Source organism: Mycobacterium sp. UM_Kg1 (assembly GCF_000972925.1).
Classification (GTDB): Bacteria; Actinomycetota; Actinomycetes; order Mycobacteriales; family Mycobacteriaceae; genus Mycobacterium; species Mycobacterium hiberniae.
This window is the reverse complement of the sequence record NZ_JRMK01000039.1, coordinates 15,161-32,139: the sequence shown is the minus strand read 5'-3', so window position 1 is coordinate 32,139 and position 16,979 is coordinate 15,161. Positions and strand designations below refer to the sequence as shown.

Annotated in this window: 12 protein-coding genes; 7 read left to right on the top strand and 5 right to left on the bottom strand. The window is 68.6% G+C overall.

Translation table 11 applies throughout. The features are described from left to right. The 3 genes from LI92_RS08610 to LI92_RS08600 all read right to left on the bottom strand — a co-directional run. Window positions 1–734 (bottom strand): ABC transporter substrate-binding protein (locus LI92_RS08610; protein WP_046318067.1); only part of this gene is annotated, 734 nt, incomplete at its 3' end. A gap of 74 nt (window positions 735–808) precedes the next feature. Then, window positions 809–4,417: a hydantoinase B/oxoprolinase family protein gene (locus LI92_RS08605; protein ID WP_046318064.1), complete on the bottom strand. Its 3,609-nt coding sequence runs from the start codon at window positions 4,415–4,417 to the stop codon at window positions 809–811. Window positions 4,418–4,420: 3 nt separating this feature from the next. Further along, complete coding sequence (locus LI92_RS08600; protein WP_152665391.1) at window positions 4,421–5,326, bottom strand: TetR-type transcription factor C-terminal domain-containing protein; 906 nt, start codon at window positions 5,324–5,326, stop codon at window positions 4,421–4,423. 155 nt (window positions 5,327–5,481) lie between these two features. On the opposite strand from LI92_RS08600, the gene LI92_RS08595 reads away from it, so the two are divergent. The 5 genes from LI92_RS08595 to casI all read left to right on the top strand — a co-directional run bounded on the left by LI92_RS08595 (window position 5,482) and on the right by casI (window position 10,645). Next, entirely contained in the window at window positions 5,482–6,693 is a 1,212-nt protein-coding gene (locus tag LI92_RS08595; protein ID WP_046318061.1) for an acyl-CoA dehydrogenase family protein, read from the top strand. After that, window positions 6,690–7,715 carry a phosphotransferase family protein gene (locus LI92_RS08590; protein ID WP_046318059.1) on the top strand — a complete coding sequence of 342 codons (1,026 nt, stop codon included), beginning with the start codon at window positions 6,690–6,692 and terminating at the stop codon, window positions 7,713–7,715. The genes LI92_RS08595 and LI92_RS08590 overlap by 4 nt, the downstream gene beginning before the upstream one ends. 29 nt (window positions 7,716–7,744) lie before the next feature. Further along, entirely contained in the window at window positions 7,745–8,506 is a 762-nt protein-coding gene (locus LI92_RS08585; RefSeq protein ID WP_046318057.1) for an SDR family NAD(P)-dependent oxidoreductase, read from the top strand. Between the two features lie 96 nt (window positions 8,507–8,602). Then, on the top strand, window positions 8,603–8,824 hold the full coding sequence (locus LI92_RS08580; protein ID WP_286134954.1) for a hypothetical protein: 222 nt from the start codon (window positions 8,603–8,605) through the stop codon (window positions 8,822–8,824). A 126-nt stretch (window positions 8,825–8,950) separates the two neighbouring features. Then, on the top strand, window positions 8,951–10,645 hold the full coding sequence (gene casI, locus LI92_RS08575; protein WP_046318055.1) for a steroid-22-oyl-CoA synthetase: 1,695 nt from the start codon (window positions 8,951–8,953) through the stop codon (window positions 10,643–10,645). On the opposite strand, the gene LI92_RS08570 is transcribed toward casI, so the two are convergent. Continuing rightward, complete coding sequence (locus LI92_RS08570; RefSeq protein WP_046318053.1) at window positions 10,642–11,889, bottom strand: DNA polymerase domain-containing protein; 1,248 nt, start codon at window positions 11,887–11,889, stop codon at window positions 10,642–10,644. The two genes, casI and LI92_RS08570, sit on opposite strands and share 4 nt — an antisense overlap. A gap of 59 nt (window positions 11,890–11,948) precedes the next feature. Here LI92_RS08570 and fadD2 point away from each other — a divergent pair, with 59 nt between their 5' ends. Further along, on the top strand, window positions 11,949–13,619 hold the full coding sequence (fadD2, locus tag LI92_RS08565) for a long-chain-fatty-acid--CoA ligase FadD2 (RefSeq protein WP_046318051.1): 1,671 nt from the start codon (window positions 11,949–11,951) through the stop codon (window positions 13,617–13,619). A gap of 157 nt (window positions 13,620–13,776) precedes the next feature. Then, the gene (locus LI92_RS08560) at window positions 13,777–14,664 is read left to right on the top strand and encodes a type IV toxin-antitoxin system AbiEi family antitoxin (protein WP_046318049.1); all 888 of its coding nucleotides are present in this window, start codon (window positions 13,777–13,779) and stop codon (window positions 14,662–14,664) included. 91 nt (window positions 14,665–14,755) lie between these two features. Here LI92_RS08560 and LI92_RS08555 read toward each other — a convergent pair whose 3' ends face one another. Beyond that, the gene (locus LI92_RS08555; RefSeq protein WP_046318047.1) at window positions 14,756–16,963 is read right to left on the bottom strand and encodes an acyl-CoA dehydrogenase family protein; all 2,208 of its coding nucleotides are present in this window, start codon (window positions 16,961–16,963) and stop codon (window positions 14,756–14,758) included. Window positions 16,964–16,979: the final 16 nt, after the last annotated feature.

Below are 16,979 nucleotides of genomic sequence, written 5' to 3'. Positions count from 1 at the left end.
GAACCGATCCGATCGCGTTCGATCACCGCGGGCGCCTCTGGGACGGTCAGGCCCATCTGGGTGAGAAAGGCGGTTCGCCATCCGGTGGCGGCGCTGACGTTGCCGCGGTCGAGTCGCCCCGACAGCAGCAGCACCTTCTTGTCTCTGAAACCCGGGTGGGCGGATGCGACATCGGTGAACGCGGTGTCGATCGCGTCGATCAGAGCCTGCATCTGCTGGCCGCGGTGGACGGCCTTGCCGATAGCGGCGGCCTGAACCTTCCACGGTTCGAAGAATGCCTCGCCGCCCGACTGCGGCACCGTCGGCGCGATCGCCGACAGCAACCGATAAGTCTCGGCGTCCACGCCGGCGTTGGTCGCGATGATCAGATCCGGCTTGAGGCCCGCGATCTGCGCAACCGCGATGCCGTTGTCCAAGTTCAGAACCACCGGCTTGGCGTCCCGGAGTTGCTGTCGTGCCCAGGGCCAGACCGCGAAGGGCTGATCGCCGAACCAGTCGGTGACCGCCACCGGAACCACCCCGAGCGCCAGCAGGTCGTCCTGCCCGGTGTAGCCGGCGCACACCACCCGCTGGGGCGGTTGGCCGACAGTGGTCTCCCCGAAGATATGCGTGACGGTGACCGGTCCGGCCTCGCCGTCGCCGCCGCGCTCGCCGGACGAGCAGGATGCCAGCAGCGCGGCGCCAGCGGCAACGCCGCTCAGGCGCAAGAAACCGCGTCGGCTCTGGTCTCCCATCGCGTGAGAATAACCGCTGGTGGCAGGGCCGGGCCAGGTGTTGCACACACCGCGCCGGCCACGGCCGGTCCGCCCTACCGGTCTTCGCCGGGTTCGCCGTATCCGCCGCCGCCCGGTGTTTGGATCTCCAGCACGTCGCCGGGGTGAACAGCGGCGGAATCGCAGCCGGCCAACTCCGTCGCCGTGCCGTCCCGGCGGACTATCCGGTTGCGCCCCAACTGCCCGGGTTGGCCGCCGGCCATGCCGTAGGGCGCGACCCGGCGGTGCCCGGACAGCACGCTGACCGTCATCGGCTCACGGAACTCGATCCTGCGCAGGCCGCCGTCTCCGCCGTGCCATCGTCCGGCCCCGCCGCTGCCGCGCCGGATCGAGAACTCGCGAACCCACACCGGCAGTCGCATCTCGAGGATTTCGGGGTCGGTGAGGCGCGAGTTGGTCATATGGGTCTGTACCACCGAGGCCCCGTCGAACCCCTCGCCCGCGCCGGACCCGCTGCCGAGCGTCTCGTAGTACTGATGGCCGGCGTTGCCGAACGTGACGTTGTTCATGGTGCCGGAGCCTTCGGCCTGTACCTTCAGCGCCGCCAGCAATGCGCCGGTGATCGCTTGGGAGGTCTCCACATTGCCGGCGACCACAGCGGCCGGGTAGTCGGGGGACAGGAAGGTTCCGCGCGGAATCGTGATGTGCAACGGACGCAGGCACCCGTCGTTGAGGGGAATGTCGTCGGCGACCAGCGTCCGGAACACATAAAGCGCGGCAGCGGTGGCCACCGAGGACGGGGCATTGAAGTTCGTCGGCAACTGGGCCGACGTTCCGTCGAAATCGATGGTGGCGCTGCGGGTCCCGCGGTCCAGGGCGACGCGCACGGCGATGGTCGCGCCGGAGTCCATCTCATAGCGAAACGCGCCGTCATGTAAGGAATCGATCACCCGGCGCACCGCTTCCTCGGCATTGTCCTGGACGTGACCCATGTAGGACTGCACCACTTCCAGCCCGAAATGCCGGATCATGGCGTGGATCTCGTCAATGCCCTTTTGGTTCGCGGCAACCTGTGCACGCAGATCGGCGAGGTTGGCATCCGGATTGCGCGACGGGTACGCCGCACCGGTCAGCAGGTCGCGGGTCTGGGCTTCGCGGAATCGCCCGTCGTCGACCAACAGCCAGTTGTCGAACAGGACGCCCTCCTGCACCACCGACGTGCTGTCGGCCGGCATGGAACCCGGCGTGATTCCGCCGATCTCGGCGTGATGCCCACGCGAGGCCACGAAGAACAACACGGGGTCGTGCGCGTCCGCGGACTCGGCGTAGACCGGGGTGACGACGGTGACGTCGGGCAGGTGGGTGCCGCCGTGATACGGGTCGTTGACCGCATAGACCTGCCCGGGTCGCATGGTCGGCGCCCGGCGGGCGATCACCTCCTTGACGGTGGCGCCCATCGATCCCAGATGCACCGGGATATGCGGAGCATTGGCCACCAGATTGCCCTCGGCGTCGAACAGAGCGCAGGAGAAGTCCAGTCGCTCGCGGATGTTCACCGACTGGGCCGTGGCCGCCAACCGGGCGCCCATCTGCTCGGCGATGGCCATGAACAGGTTGTTGAAGATCTCCAGCAGAACCGGATCGGCGGCGGTTCCCGCCGCGGACACGGTGGCCGCGGCCAGCCGTCGCAGCACCAGTTGGCCGTCGGCGGTCAAGTGCGCCTGCCAGCCGTCGTCGACGACGGTGGTGGCGTTGTCTTCGGCGATGATCGCCGGTCCGAGCACCGCGTCGCAGATCGCTTCCCGCCGGTACAAAGGCGCGTCGCGCCATGATCCGCCGGTATAGAGGCGGACCATCTCGCCGGGGGCACCGGAGGCGCCGGCATCGCGTCGCGCGAACAATTCGGGCTGCTCGGTGAGCCCGGTGGCCTCGACGGAGACCGCTTCGGCGATCAGGGGGCGCTCCATGAGGAACGAGTACATGCCGAGGTGGATGTCTTCGAACGCCTTGGTCATCGCGGACACGCTGTCGAGTTCGACGGCGATCGAGGTGTCGGTGCCCTGATAGCGCAGGTGAACGCGGTGGGCCACCCGCGTTCGCTCCGCCGCGACGTCCTGGTCGGCGAGTTCGGAGCGAGCTTGGCGCTCCAGGTCGGCGGCTGCCTCGCGCAACCCGGCCAGCGCGGCGGCATCCAACCGGGTCTCGACGGCGCGTTCGCGTATCACCGTGGTGTCGGCCAGGCCGATTCCCAATGCGGAGAGCACACCCGCCATCGGCGGTACCAAGACGGTGCGGATGCCCAGCTCGTCGGCTACCGCGCAGGCGTGCTGGCCCCCGGCGCCGCCGAAGGTGGTCAGGGCGTAGCGGGTGATGTCATAGCCTTTGGCCACGGAGATCTTCTTGACCGCATTGGCCATGTTCGACACGGCGATCCGCAGGAATCCTTCGGCGACCTGCTCGGGGGTGCGGTCATCTCCGGTGGCCGCACGGATGTCCTCGGCAAGGGCGGCGAAGGACCGCGCCACCGTCGCCGCATCCAGCGGCTCGTCGCCGGCGGGCCCGAACACAGCCGGGAAATGAGCCGGCTGAATGCGCCCGAGCATGATGTTGGCGTCGGTGACGGTCAACGGCCCACCGCGGCGGTAGCAGGCGGGGCCAGGGTCGGCGCCGGCGGACTCCGGCCCCACCCGATATCGGCTGCCGTCGAAGTGCAGGATCGAACCGCCGCCGGCCGCGACCGTGTGGATATGCAGCATCGGTGCCCGTAGCCGCACACCGGCGACCTCCGTGCTGAACACCCGCTCGTACCCGCCCGAGGCGGTGTAATGCGAAACGTCGGTGGAGGTTCCGCCCATGTCGAAACCGATGACCGAGTCAAAGCCCGCCAGTGCCGACATGCGGACCATGCCGACGATGCCACCCGCCGGACCGGACAGGATCGCGTCCTTCCCGCGGAAGTGGTCGGCCGCCGCCAGGCCGCCGTTGGACTGCATGAACATCAGCCGTACGCCGGCGAGCTGGTCGGCCACCTGCTGCACGTAGCGGCGCAGTACCGGGGACAGGTAGGCGTCGACGACGGCGGTGTCCCCGCGGGGGATCAGTTTCGGCAGCGGACTGACCTCGCACGACAATGAGACCTGGGTGAATCCGATCTCCCGGGCCAGGTCCCCGATCGCTTTCTCGTGCGCTGGATTGCGGTAGCTGTGCAGGCAGACCACCGCGCAGGCGCGGATGCCGTCGGCGTGCGCGGCGGCAAGCTGTGGGGCAAGGGCGTCCAGGTCCGCAGGCCGCACCACCGTCCCGTCGGCGGCGATACGCTCGTCGACCTCGAGCGTGCGTTCATAGAGTTGTTCGGCCGTCACGATGTGCCGGTCGAAGATCCGCGGCCGATTCTGATAACCGATGCGCAGCGCGTCGCCGAAACCGCGGGTGATGACCAGTACCGTGCGTTCCCCGGCGCGCTCCAGCAGCGCGTTGGTCGCCACCGTCGTGCCCATCCGCACCGTGTCGATCTGCTCGGCCGGAATCGGTGCATCGCCCTCGATCTGCAGCAGAGCCCGGATTCCGGCCACGGCCGCATCGCGGTACCGGCCCGGATTTTCCGAGAGCAGCTTGTGGGTGAGTAGGCGCCCGTCGGGCCGGCGCGCCACGATGTCGGTGAACGTGCCGCCGCGGTCGATCCAGAACTGCCAGCCAGCCGACACGGGTCATCTCCTGCCTTCGGGAAGCGGTGGTGGGGAAACCGCTCGGGAACCGCGGGGCTTGCTCAGCAGCGAGACCGCGAAATCGGCGTAGGTGCGCGCGGTCTCCTCCGGCGTGGCCGGACCGTCGGCGTTGAACCACTGCGGCAGTGCGGTGCACATCGTGGCGATCGCCCGGCCGGCCATCCGGCGGTCGTCGACGTCGATGTCGCCCTCTCGCGCGGCGCGGTCCAGGGCACCGTCAAGTGTGTGCTGCACCTGGTTACGGGAATCGGCGATCCGTTGCCGGTTCGTCGCGGTGAGGCTGCGCATCTCGCTGGCGCCGATGAAGGCCAGCTTCTGGCGGTGGGTGTGGAACAGTGCTAAGGCTTCCACCACCAGTCGCACCTCCTGCAGGCCGGTAGCGGCTTCGGCGCGGGCGGCGTTGACCCGCCAGTGCAGTTCGGTCATGGTCAGATCCAGTATCGCGACCAGCAGGGTCTGCTTGTCCGGGTAGTGGTGGTAGATCCCGGGCACACTCATACCTGCCCGCGCCGAGATGTCTCGCATGGTGCTGCCGTGATAGCCCGTCTCGACGAAGGCATCGATGGCCGCCGCCAAGACGCTGTCGAGGGCCAAGGGCGGAAAGCTTCGCCAGTCACCGGTCTCTGGGTCGAGGTGCGCGGGCAGGCTGTGCTGCGGTCCGGGGACCGGTGCGCCGACGGTGCCGGCCAGGATCGCGGCGGGCGTGACGTCCAACGCCCCGGCGCACTCCTGCAGACGCGACACCGAGATCCCGGTCTTGCCGTTTTCGATCGCGCTGACGGTGGCCGGACTGACTCGCAGGTGTCGGGCCAGATCCCGGACCGTCAGTCCCCGGGCCCGTCGGGCGGCGCGGATCGCGGTGCCGCAGTCGGATTGCGCCTGGGTCACGGCCACCTCCGATTTTGTTCAGGAATTCTGAACTATACCGCAGCGAAAGTCACCGCTCGGAGATGTTTTTGACGGTTAGCGGCCATTTGTGCCACAGTCCGTAGTGTTCGGGCCGAGTGATCGGTCGGTCAATGCGAGTGTGGTGATGGGGTGACATGGCGATCGAATTGAGCTACTCGCCGGAGGTGTCGGAGCTCGTCGACAAGACACGGGCGTTCGTCGAAGACGTGGTCCTGCCGGTGGAGGACCGCTTCGGCGGGGACATCGCCGCCGCGGGCGGCGACGCCGCGATACAGGAACTGCAGGCCGCCGCGCGGCAGGCCGGGGTGTTCGCCCCCCACGCCCCGGTGGAATACGGCGGGCTGGGCTTGAACATGTCCGACCGCGCGCCGGTGTTCGAGGCCGCCGGTTACTCCCTGTTCGGTCCGGCGGCGGTGAACATCGCGGCCCCCGATGAGGGCAACGTGCATCTGCTGGCGGAGGTGGCCAGCCCCGAGCAGAAGGCTCGCTACCTCGCACCCCTGGCAGCCGGCGAGGTGCGCTCGGCATTCGCAATGACCGAGCCGGGGCCCGGCGCCGGCTCGGACCCGGCCGCGCTGACGACCAGGGCCGAACGCCGGTCGGGGGACTGGTACATCACCGGTCACAAGTGGTTCATCACCGGTGCCGACGGGGCCGGCTTCTTCATCGTCATGGCCCGCACCTCCGGGGAACCCGGTCAGCGTGGCGGCGCCACCATGTTCCTGGTTCCCGCCGACACCCCGGGCCTGACCGTCGGCCGGCACATCACCACGCTGGACCGGTCGATGGTGGGCGGCCACTGCGAAGTGTTCTTCGAGGATGTCCGCGTTCCCGACGACGCGGTGCTCGGCGAGGTGGACCGTGGATTCGAGTACGCCCAGGTGCGGCTCGGGCCCGCGCGGATGACGCACGTCATGCGGTGGCTCGGCGCCGCGCGCCGGGGTCACGACACCGCGCTGTCGCACGTGGTGCAGCGTCAGGCCTTTGGATCGGCGCTTGCAGACCTGGGCATGATCCAGCAGATGGTGGCCGACAACGAGATCGACATCGCCGCCACCCGGGCGTTGCTGGTTCGCGCGTGCTGGGAACTGGACCAGGGCAGCACCGCCGGCGACGCGACGTCGATCGCCAAGACCTTCGCTGCCGAGGCGATCTTCCGGATCGTCGACCGCAGCGTGCAGATGTGTGGTGGGCTCGGCGTCTCCGAAGATCTGCCCCCGGCGCGACTCTCCCGGGAGGTGCGTCCGTTCCGGGTATACGACGGTCCCTCGGAGGTGCACCGCTGGGCCATCGCCAAACGGCGGGTCGGGGCGGCCCGTCGCGCGCTCAAGGATGCTTCGCAGTGACGGCCGATGCCCTGAATCCGGTTGCCCTGCGGCAGTACCTCATCGACAACGGCGTGCCGGTTCAGGGTGAACTCGCCGTCGAACTGATCGCCGGCGGCCGCTCCAATCTCACCTTCAAAGTCAGCGACGAATCCTCGGCGTGGGTCGTTCGCCGCCCGCCGCTGGGTGGCCTGACCCCGTCGGCGCACGATGTGGGCCGCGAGTTCGTGGTGACCGAAAAGCTCTACGGCACCGGTGTTCCGATCGCCCGGCCGGTGGCCCTGGACGCCGAGGGCACGGTCTGCGGCGCGCCGTTGACCGTCACGGAGTTCGTGACGGGTCGGGTTTACCGGCACAAAGACGATCTGAGCACACTCACCGACGCTGAGCTGGCGGCGAATGCCGCGGCGCTGGTCGGGGTGCTGGTGGATCTGCACGCCGTGGACTACCGCGCCGTCGGGCTGGAGTCCTTCGGCAAGCCGGATGGATTCCTGGAGCGCCAGGTGCGGCTGTGGGCCCGCCAGTGGGAACTGGTCAAGACGCCGGAGAACGACAGCGCACTGTCGAACGACGTGGCCAAGTTGGCCGCCGCGTTGTCCGCGGCCATCCCGCAGGCGACGCAACCGTCGGTGGTGCACGGCGATTTCCGCATTGACAACACGATCTGCGATCCCGAGCGGGCGGACGTCATCCGGGCGGTCGTGGACTGGGAGTTGTCCACCCTCGGTGACCCGCTCACCGATATCGCCCTGATGTGCGTCTATCGATCGCCGGCGTTCGACGGGGTCTTCGGTCACCCCGCCGCGTGGACCAGTACGCGCCTGCCGTCGTCGGATGCGCTGGCCGAGGAGTATGCACGGCGCTCCGGCCGCGACCTCAGCGACTGGAATTTCTATCTGGCCCTGGCGAACTTCAAGATCGGGGTGATCGCCGAAGGCATCACCCACCGAGCCCAGCACGGCGCAAAGGACGTGCAGAACGCCGGTGCAGCAGCGCAGGCTACGCCGGAATTCATCGCTGCGGCGCTGAAAGCTTTGCCCTAACCCGTAAGAAGTCGAGAAAGGTGAGTCGCGTGAGCGTATTGGACAAGTTCCGCATGGACGGCAAGGTGGCCGTGGTGACCGGGGCGTCCTCGGGCCTCGGCGTGTATTTCGCCCGGGCCTTCGCCGAGGCCGGCGCGGATGTGGTGCTGGCAGCGCGCCGGGTGGAGAAGCTTTCGCAGGCAGCCGATCTCGTCAGCGCCACCGGACGCGCCGCGCTGCCGGTCGCGACCGATATCGCGGACCCGGAGGCGGCGACCAGAATGGTCGAGGCCGCGATCGAGCGGTTCGGCCGGGTCGATGTGTTGATCAACAACGCCGGGATCGGCACCGCGCACCCGGCCACCCGGGAAACCCCGGAGCAGTTCCGTGAGGTGATCGACATCAACCTCAACGGGGCCTACTGGGCTGCGCAGGCCTGCGGACGGGTGATGCAGCCGGGATCGTCGATCGTCAACATCTCCAGCATCCTGGGTCTGACGACGGCGGGCCTGCCGCAGGCGGCATACGCCGCCAGCAAGGCCGGGCTGATCGGTCTGACGCGCGACCTGGCGCAGCAGTGGGGAAGCCGGAAGGGCATCCGGGTCAACGCGATCGCGCCGGGCTTCTTCGAATCCGAGATGACCGAGCAGTACCGCCCGGGTTACCTGGAAAGCGTCGCGCACCGAATCGTGTTGGGCCGGATGGGAGACCCCGAAGACCTCGCGGCCTCGGTGCTGTGGCTGGCTTCCGATGCCGGCGGCTACGTCACCGGACAGACCATCGCGGGGGACGGCGGCTTCACCATCAACTGAATCCGTTACGGTTGCCTGTATCTGCTGCGGTAGAGGTGATGTTCGTTAAGGCTTGAGGTTTGTCGCGGAGAGGACAACCTCATCTAGGAGAGCACCATGACGGACACCATCACCGGTCTGATGGAAGCCAACCTGCTGGGCGTGTTCGACGAACGCGACCCGCAGCGCCGTGCCGCCGCGATCGCAGCGACCTATTCGCCGCAGGTGCAGTGGACAGACGACGAGGGCGTCGCCACCGGTCACGACGAACTGAACGCCAAGGCCGCTGAACTGCAGGAGAAGCTGCGCGGTCTGCAGGCTTCGATGTCGCCGAGATAGCGGACGAACGCATCATCCGGATGTGGACGGTTCTCGACCCGCCGGAATAACACCGGGAGCCAGCTCGGTGCCAAGCGCCCACGGTCGAACACGGTCGCCGGCGCGATGTCTCGGTACGCTGCGCTGATGAGCGTCGACTCGGAGAGCTTCGCCGACCTGCTGCTCAATCGGCTCGGTGACCCGCACCCCGGGCTGCGCACCCGGGCGCGGGATTGGTCCTGGGATGAGGTGGTGCGCGAATCCGCGGCACGCGCCGCATTGGCGTCGTCGTTGCGCCGCAACCAGTTTCCCGAGGCGCCCTTCCACATCGGCGTCCTGCTGGACAACACCGAAGACTTCGTGTTCTGGCTCGGCGCCGGCGCGCTGGCCGGCGCCGCCATCGTCGGGATCAACCCCACCCGCGGCGACTCCGAGATGGCCGCGGAGATCCGCCACGTGGACGCCCAGCTGATCGTCACCGACACCGCCGGCAAGGGCCGGTTGCGCGGCCTGGACCACGGCCTGGACGCCGAACGCATCCTGAACGTCGACGAGCCCGGCTACGCCGCCCTGGTCGAGCAACACCGGGTGCAGCCGGCCGCGGCCCCCGGCGTGGGTCCCGAATCGCTGTTGTTGCTGCTGTTCACCTCCGGCACCACCGGCGCCTCCAAGGCGGTCAAGTGCAGCCAGGGCCGGCTGGTCCGGATCGCCGAGGCGGCCACCGCCAAGTTCGGCCACGTGCGCGCTGACGTCGACTACTGCTGCATGCCGCTGTTTCACGGCAACGCGATCATGGCGCTGTGGGCGCCCGCGCTGGCCAACGGCGCCACGATCTGTCTGACGCCGAAGTTCTCCGCATCGCAGTTCCTGGCGGACGTGCGCTATTTCGGTGCGACGTTCTTCACCTATGTCGGTAAGGCCCTGGGTTATCTGCTGGCCACCCCCGAACAGCCCGACGACGCCGACAACACCCTGGTACGCGGTTTCGGCACCGAGGCGTCGCCGCAGGACCGGGCCGCGTTCGCGCGCCGGTTCGGCGCAGTGCTGCACGAGGGATACGGCTCCAGTGAGGGAGGCAACGCCGCCCAGCCCGACCCGGCGGCACCCCCCGGCGCGCTCGGCCGCCCGGCGCACGCGGGCATCGCCGTCGTCGACCCGCAGACCCTGGCCGAGTGCGCCACCGCGGTCCTCGACGAACACGGCAGGGTGCGTAACGCCGACGACGCGGTCGGCGAGATCGTCGACAAGACCGGGGCCCGTGACTTCGAGGGCTACTACAACAACGACGCCGCGGACTCCGAAAAGGTACGCGACGGCTGGTATTGGACCGGCGACCTCGGTTACCGCGACGAGGCCGGGTTCCTGTACTTCGCCGGCCGTCGGGGCGACTGGATACGCGTGGACGGGGAGAACACCTCCGCGCTGACCATCGAACAGGTGCTGCGCCGGCATCCGCTGGTCATCAGTGCCGGCGTCTACGCGGTGCCCGATCCCCGCTCCGGTGATCAGGTGATGGGCGCCATCGAGGTGGCCGACCCCGACCGCTTCGACGTGGCGGCCTTCGCCGGCTACCTGACCGACCAGCCCGACCTGGGCAGCAAGGGTTTTCCGCGCTTCCTGCGGATCACGGCCAGCCTGCCGGTGACAGGCTCGAACAAGGTGCTCAAACGCCAACTGCAGGCCGAGGCCTGGCACACCGAGGAACCGGTCTATCGCTGGGCCGGGCGGGGCCGGCCCTCATACACCCGCATGAGCGCCGGCGACAAAAGTTCGCTGGACGCCGAATTCGACTCCTACGGCCGGCAAAGCCACCTCCCGGGCCACCGGCCGACCGGCGGCTAGCCAGGGTCGTCGTGGCGGCTCGGCCAGGGGCTGTAATCGGCGATCAGCTCCTCCTGGGGCGGGCGGTGCGCATCCGGCACGTGCTGCAGGTTGATCCGCACCCGGTACCAGATCGAACTCGGACCGCGCATGCCGTCAAGCAGAACGTCTTCCGGAGCCAGCCGGTTCGCGGCGGCGGCGTGCCGTTCCCGCCACACGTCGAGCGCGGCCATCGCCTCGTCGCGGGTCTTGGTGCGGGCGATCTCGATCAACGGCAGCGGCGAGGTGCGCCGGCCGTCGACGCTCTTACGGGTGCCGCGTGGCGCCTTCGGAGCGGGGCCCTGCGCCTGCGCCAAGGCCAACAGCTCCTGCAGGGAGCCGACGGCGTCGTCCATTCCCGCCCATGGATCACCGATCGCGGCGAACCTGCCCGGCACGGTGTCGATGGTGAACGACGCCGGGTCGCAGCAGGCGACCTCGTCCCAATGCAGCGGCGTAGACACCCGGGCGTCGACGGTGGCTCGCACCGAGTACGCCGAGGCGACCGTCCGGTCCTTGGCGTTCTGGTTGAAGTCGACGAAGACGCCGTGCCGCTCTTCCTTCCACCACCGGCTGGTGGCCAACTGCGGTGCGCGGCGCTCGATCTCGCGGGCTACCGCCTGCGCGGCCAGCCGCACCTGGCCGAACTGCCACTGGGGTGCGATGCGTGCGTAGATGTGCATGCCCCGCGAACCCGACGTCTTCGGCCAGGCGGTCAATCCGTGCTCGGTGAGCACCTCGCGGGCCAGCAGTGTCACCTCGACGATCTGTGCCCAGTCGACTCCGGGCATCGGGTCGAGATCGATTCGCAGCTCATCGGGATGGTCGAGGTCGTCGGAGTGCACTGGGTGCGGGTTGAGATCCACACAGCCCAGGTTGATCACCCAGGCCAGCCCGGCCGCGTCGTCGACGACGACTTCGTGCGCAGAACGGCCCGACGCATAGTGCAGCTCGGCGACCGACACCCAATCCGGCCTGTTGGTCGGCGCCCGCTTCTGGAAGACGGCCTCGGCGTCGATGCCCTGTACGAAGCGCTTGAGGATCATCGGCCGCCCGGCCACGCCGCGCAGCGCACCGTCGGCAACCGACAGGTAGTAGCGGATCAGGTCGAGCTTGGTCCACGGCGACCGGCCTCGTCCACCCGGGAACACCGTCTTGTCCGGGTGGGTCACCACCACCCGCCGTCCCGCCACGTCCAGCGACAACCCGCCGGCCATGAGCGCCATATTAACGAGAGCGCACCGTCCCCCGCCCGACGGCGATCTGCGTCACATAAGGTTGTGCCATGGCTAAGCTCATCGACCTGCCCAGCCAGGCTGTAACCAAGCTCGGTCGCTATCTCGAACGCGGCGGGGCCGAGTTGCATTATCTGCGCAAGATCCTGCAGTCCGGGGCGTTGAAACTGGAATCGCCGAAGGTCATCGCCAGCGCACTCTCCGACGGAGCGCGCTGGGGTGAGTTGGGGATGATTCCGGCGCTCAACGCCCGGCGTAACCCGAACGGCATCGCCGTCATCGACGACGACGGCAGCATCACGTTCAAGGAACTCGACGACGCCGTCAACGCCGTGGCCAACGGCCTCCTCGCGATGGGGGTCCGCGGCGGCGACGGGGTGGCGATCTTGGCCCGCAACCACCGCTGGTTCCTGATCGCCAACTACGGCTGCGCCCGGGTGGGTGCCCGGCTGATCCTGCTGAACAGTGAGTTCTCCGGCCCGCAGATCAAGGACGTCTCCGAGCGCGAAGGCGCCAAGCTGATCATCTACGACGACGAGTACACCGCCGCCGTCGCGCAGGCCACGCCGGAGCTGGGCAAGTTGCGCGCTCTGGGGGTCAACCCCGACAGCGACGAGCCGTCGGGCAGTGCCGACGAGACGTTGGCTCAGCTGATCGCGCGCAGCAGCAAGGCGCCGGCGCCCAAGGTCACCAAGCACTCCTCGATCATCATCCTGACGTCCGGCACCACCGGTACCCCCAAGGGCGCCAACCGCGCCACCCCGCCCACGCTGGCGCCCATCGGCGGCATTTTGTCCCATGTCCCGTTCCGGGCCGGGGAAGTGACGTCGCTGCCGTCGCCGATGTTCCACGCCCTGGGCTATCTGCACGGAACCCTGGCGATGTTCTTCGGCTCCACCCTGGTGTTGCGGCGCCGCTTCAAGCCCGCCACCGTGTTGGCGGATCTGGAGAAGCACAAGGTGACCGCGATCGTGGTCGTGCCGGTCATGCTGTCCCGGCTCCTCGACGAGCTGGAGAAGACCAGTCCCAAACCGGATCTGTCGAACCTGCGGATCGTCTTCGTCTCCGGGTCGCAACTCGGCGGGGAACTGGCGAGCCGGGCCCTAAAGGACCTCGGACCGATCATCTACAACATGTATGGGTCCACCGAGGTCGCCTTCGCCACCATCGCCGGACCCGCCGACCTGCAGCACAACCCGGCGACGGTCGGGCCGGTGGTCAAGGGTGTCAAGGTCAGGATCCTCGACGACAACGGCAACGAAGTGCCGCAGGGCGAGGTCGGGCGAATCTTCGTCGGCAACTTCTTCCCGTTCCAGGGCTACACCGGCGGCGGCGGCAAGCAGATCATCGATGGCCTGCTGTCTTCGGGCGACGTCGGATACTTCGACGAGCGGGGTCTGCTCTATGTCAGCGGCCGCGACGACGAGATGATCGTCTCCGGCGGCGAGAACGTCTTCCCGGCGGAAGTCGAGGATCTGATCAGCGGACATCCGGACGTGATCGAGGCGACCGCGCTGGGCGTCGACGACAAGGAGTGGGGCGCACGGCTGCGGGCCTTCGTGGTGAAAAAGGAAGGCTCCAGCGTCGACGAGGACACCATCAAGGTCTACGTCAAGGAGCACTTGGCCCGTTACAAGGTGCCGCGTGACGTGATCTTCCTCGACGAGTTGCCGCGTAACCCCACCGGCAAGATCCTCAAGCGCGAGCTGCGCGACCTGTAGATCTCGGTTCCCGCCGCGCCGGTTTCCGCCGGTTCCCGCCGCGAGCAGACACAGAATCGCACGCGGGAGCCCCCGCGAGTGCGATTCTGTGTCTGCTCGCCGGGCTATCCCCAGGGGTGACTGGCCGGGAGTCGGCACGCCTTCGCAGACTGTGGGCATGCATGCGGGTGCCTTGAAGCTCCTTGACGACCTCGGCGGCTTTGCCACGACGCGACAGTTGCTGACGGTCATGACACGCCAGCAGCTCGACGTTCAGGTGAATACCGGAGGGCTGTCCCGGATCTGGTACGGCGTCTACGGCGTGGGGGAGCCGGATCTGCTGGGCCGGCTGCGGGCACTCGATCTGTTCATGGGGCAGCGTGCGGTCGCCTGTCTGGGGACGGCCGCTCGGCTCTACGGTTTCGATACCGAGAACACGACCGCAGTACACGTTCTGGATCCCGGCGTGCGCATGCGTCCGACCCTCGGACTCATGGTGCATCAGCGGGTTGGTGCCCAGTTGCGTTCGGTTGCAGGGAGTCTCGCTACCGCGCCGGCGTGGACGGCGGTGGAGATCGCGCGACAGCTACCACGCCCCCGCGCGCTTGCGACGCTTGATGCAGCAGTGCATTCGGGCCGGTGTACTCCACCAGAGTTGGACCGGGTGGTGCTGGAGCAGGGCGGCCGCCGCGGCATCGTCACGGTGCGTGAACTGCTGCCCTACGTCGACGGGCGCGCAGAGTCGGCGATGGAAAGCGAAGCGCGACTGGTGATGATCGACTACGGTGTCCCGACGCCTGAGCTTCAATACCCGATCTACGGCCGCGACGGCCAGCTGTGGCGTGCCGACTTCGCGTGGCCTGATGTGAGGGTGGCCGCGGAGTACGAAAGTATCGACTGGCATGCCGGCGGTCCAGCGATGTTGCGCGACAAGAAGCGCAGCGCAGGTATCCAAGACGTCGGCTGGACGTCGATTCCGATTGTTGCCGAAGATATTCGACGCCATCCCGCGCGCACCGCCGCGCGAATCGAACGCCAGCTGGTGCGCTCACGGCTGGCAAGTTGAGGTACGCGCCCCCCGCCGAGCAGACACAGAATCGCATCCGCAGGCGTGCCTGCGTGCGATTCTGTGTCTGCTCGCGGGAAAGGGTGACCGCCTACGGGTCGCGGGGGAGGCCCAGCAGGCGCTCGGCGATGATGTTGAGCTGAACCTCCGAGGTGCCGCCGTAGATGGTGGTGGCGCGGCTCATCAACAGGAACTCGGCCCACTTGCCGGGAAGCTGGTCGCGGTCGCCGATCGCGGCATCCCCGCCGAACGTGGCCACCGCGAACTCGGCGTAACCCTGACCGGTGCGCATCGACAGCAGCTTGGACACCGCCGCTGCCGGCATCGGATCCTTGCCCGCCAGGGTCAGCAGGGTCGAGCGCAGGTTGAGCAGCTTGGCGGCGTGCCCCTCGGCGATCAGCTGCCCGGCCCGCCGCTGCGCGCCGTGATCGAACTGCCCGTCGCGCATGAACTCCACGAAGCCGTCGAGGCTGGCCAGGAACGGCATCTCGGTGCCGCCGATGGATACCCGCTCGGCGGTCAGCGTGTTTCGGCTGACCTCCCAGCCGCGGTTCACCTCGCCGAGCACCAGCTCGTCCGGGATGAACACGTCGTCGATGAACACGGTGTTGAACATCGCCCCGCCGGTGAGTTCACGCAGCGGGCTGACGGTCACGCCTTCGCTCTTCATGTCCAGCAGGAAGTACGTGATGCCGTCGTGCTTCGGGGCGCTCGGGTCAGTCCTGGCCAGCAGGGCTCCCCAGGAGGAGAACTGCGCTGCCGAGGTCCAGATCTTCTGGCCGCTGATCCGCCAGCCGCCGTCGACCTTGGTCGCCTTCGTGGTCAGGCTGGCCAGGTCGGAACCCGCGCCGGGCTCGGAGAACAGCTGGCACCAGATCTCCTCCCCGCGAAACGTGGGGGGCAGGAAACGCTGCTTCTGCTCGTCGGTGCCGAACGCCACGATCGACGGAATGAGCCACGCGGCGATACCCATCGACTGGCGACGCACCCGGCCGGTGGTGAACTCCTGCTCGATGATGATCTGCTCGATCGGCTCGGCGGCGCGTCCCCACGGCTTGGGCAGGTAGGGCAGCACCCAGCCGCCCTCGGCGATGGCGACCGTGCGCTGGTCGTGCGGCATGGCCTTGAGGGCTGCGACCTCAGCCCTGATCTCGGCGCGCAGCTTCTCGGTGTCGGGATCCAAGTCGATGTCGATCTTGCGCATACCGCCGACGGTGGCGGTGTCGACCACCTGCTGGGGGTAGGCCGAGCGGTCACCGAAGGATGCGGCGAGGATGAGCGCGCGCCGGTAGTACACCCCGGCGTCGTGCTCCCAGGTGAATCCGATGCCGCCGTGCACCTGGATGCAGTCCTGGGTGCAGCGCTGGGCGGCGCTGGGGGCCAGGGTGGCGGCCACGGCCGTGGCGAACGCGACGGTCGGCGCCGCGGCTTCCCAACCGGGCGCCCCGCCCTCGGTCGCCTCGTCGATGGCCCGGGCGGCGTCCCACACCGCCGCGGTGGCCCGCTCGGTGTCGGCGATCATCTCCGCGCACTTGTGCTTGATGGCCTGGAACTGTCCGATCGGCCGGCCGAACTGCTCGCGGATCTTGGCGTATTCGGCGGCGGTGTCGGTGGCCCACCGGGCGACACCGATCGCCTCCGCGGACAGCAGCGTGGCGATGAGCGCCCGCGCCCGTACCTCGGTGAGGTTGCGCAGAACCGCGGCGTCGTCGACTTCGACGCCGTCGGCGCGCACGTGGGCGATGGGGCGCAGCGGGTCCACGCTGGTCACCGGCTCGATCTCGAGCTGGTCGGCGCGCAGCAGCACCCACAGCGCTCCGCCGTCGGTCGCTACGGGCAGTACCAGCAGCGACGCCTGGGCGGCGGCGGCCACGGCGCGGGCCTCCCCGCGGATCACCAGACCCGATCCCGAAGCGGTGGCGGTCAGCCCGGGGTTGACGCTGTACGTGGCGATCACCTCGCCGCTGGCCAGTCCGCTCAGCTCGGCGGCGGCCGGATCGTGGGCGGCGATCAGGGTGCTGGCAACGGCGGACGGGACGAACGGCCCCGGCACGGCGCCGTAGCCGAACTCGGCGAGCACCACCGCCAGTTCCAGGATTCCGAAGCCCTGGCCGCCGACCTCCTCGGCCAGGTGCACACCCGCCAGGCCCTGTTCGGCGGCGGCCCGCCAATACGGGGGCGGGTTCTCGATGGGGCTGTCCATCGCGGCATGCAGCATCTCGGAGGGCACGGCGCGGGTCAGCAGGGACCGCACGGAATCGGCCAGGTCCTGGTGCTCAGAGGTGATCGCTATCGGCATCGATACGCCTTTCGGT

Excerpts from the sequence above, each read along its gene's own strand:
- fadD2 (WP_046318051.1), top strand. The coding sequence starts at position 11,949 with ATGGCTAAGCTCATCGACCTGCCCAGCCAGGCTGTAACCAAGCTCGGT.
- LI92_RS08560 (WP_046318049.1), top strand. The coding sequence starts at position 13,777 with ATGCATGCGGGTGCCTTGAAGCTCCTTGACGACCTCGGCGGCTTTGCC.
- casI (WP_046318055.1), top strand. The coding sequence starts at position 8,951 with ATGAGCGTCGACTCGGAGAGCTTCGCCGACCTGCTGCTCAATCGGCTC.
- LI92_RS08580 (WP_286134954.1), top strand. The coding sequence starts at position 8,603 with ATGACGGACACCATCACCGGTCTGATGGAAGCCAACCTGCTGGGCGTG.
- LI92_RS08595 (WP_046318061.1), top strand. The coding sequence starts at position 5,482 with ATGGCGATCGAATTGAGCTACTCGCCGGAGGTGTCGGAGCTCGTCGAC.
- LI92_RS08555 (WP_046318047.1), bottom strand. The coding sequence starts at position 16,963 with ATGCCGATAGCGATCACCTCTGAGCACCAGGACCTGGCCGATTCCGTG.
- LI92_RS08570 (WP_046318053.1), bottom strand. The coding sequence starts at position 11,889 with ATGGCGCTCATGGCCGGCGGGTTGTCGCTGGACGTGGCGGGACGGCGG.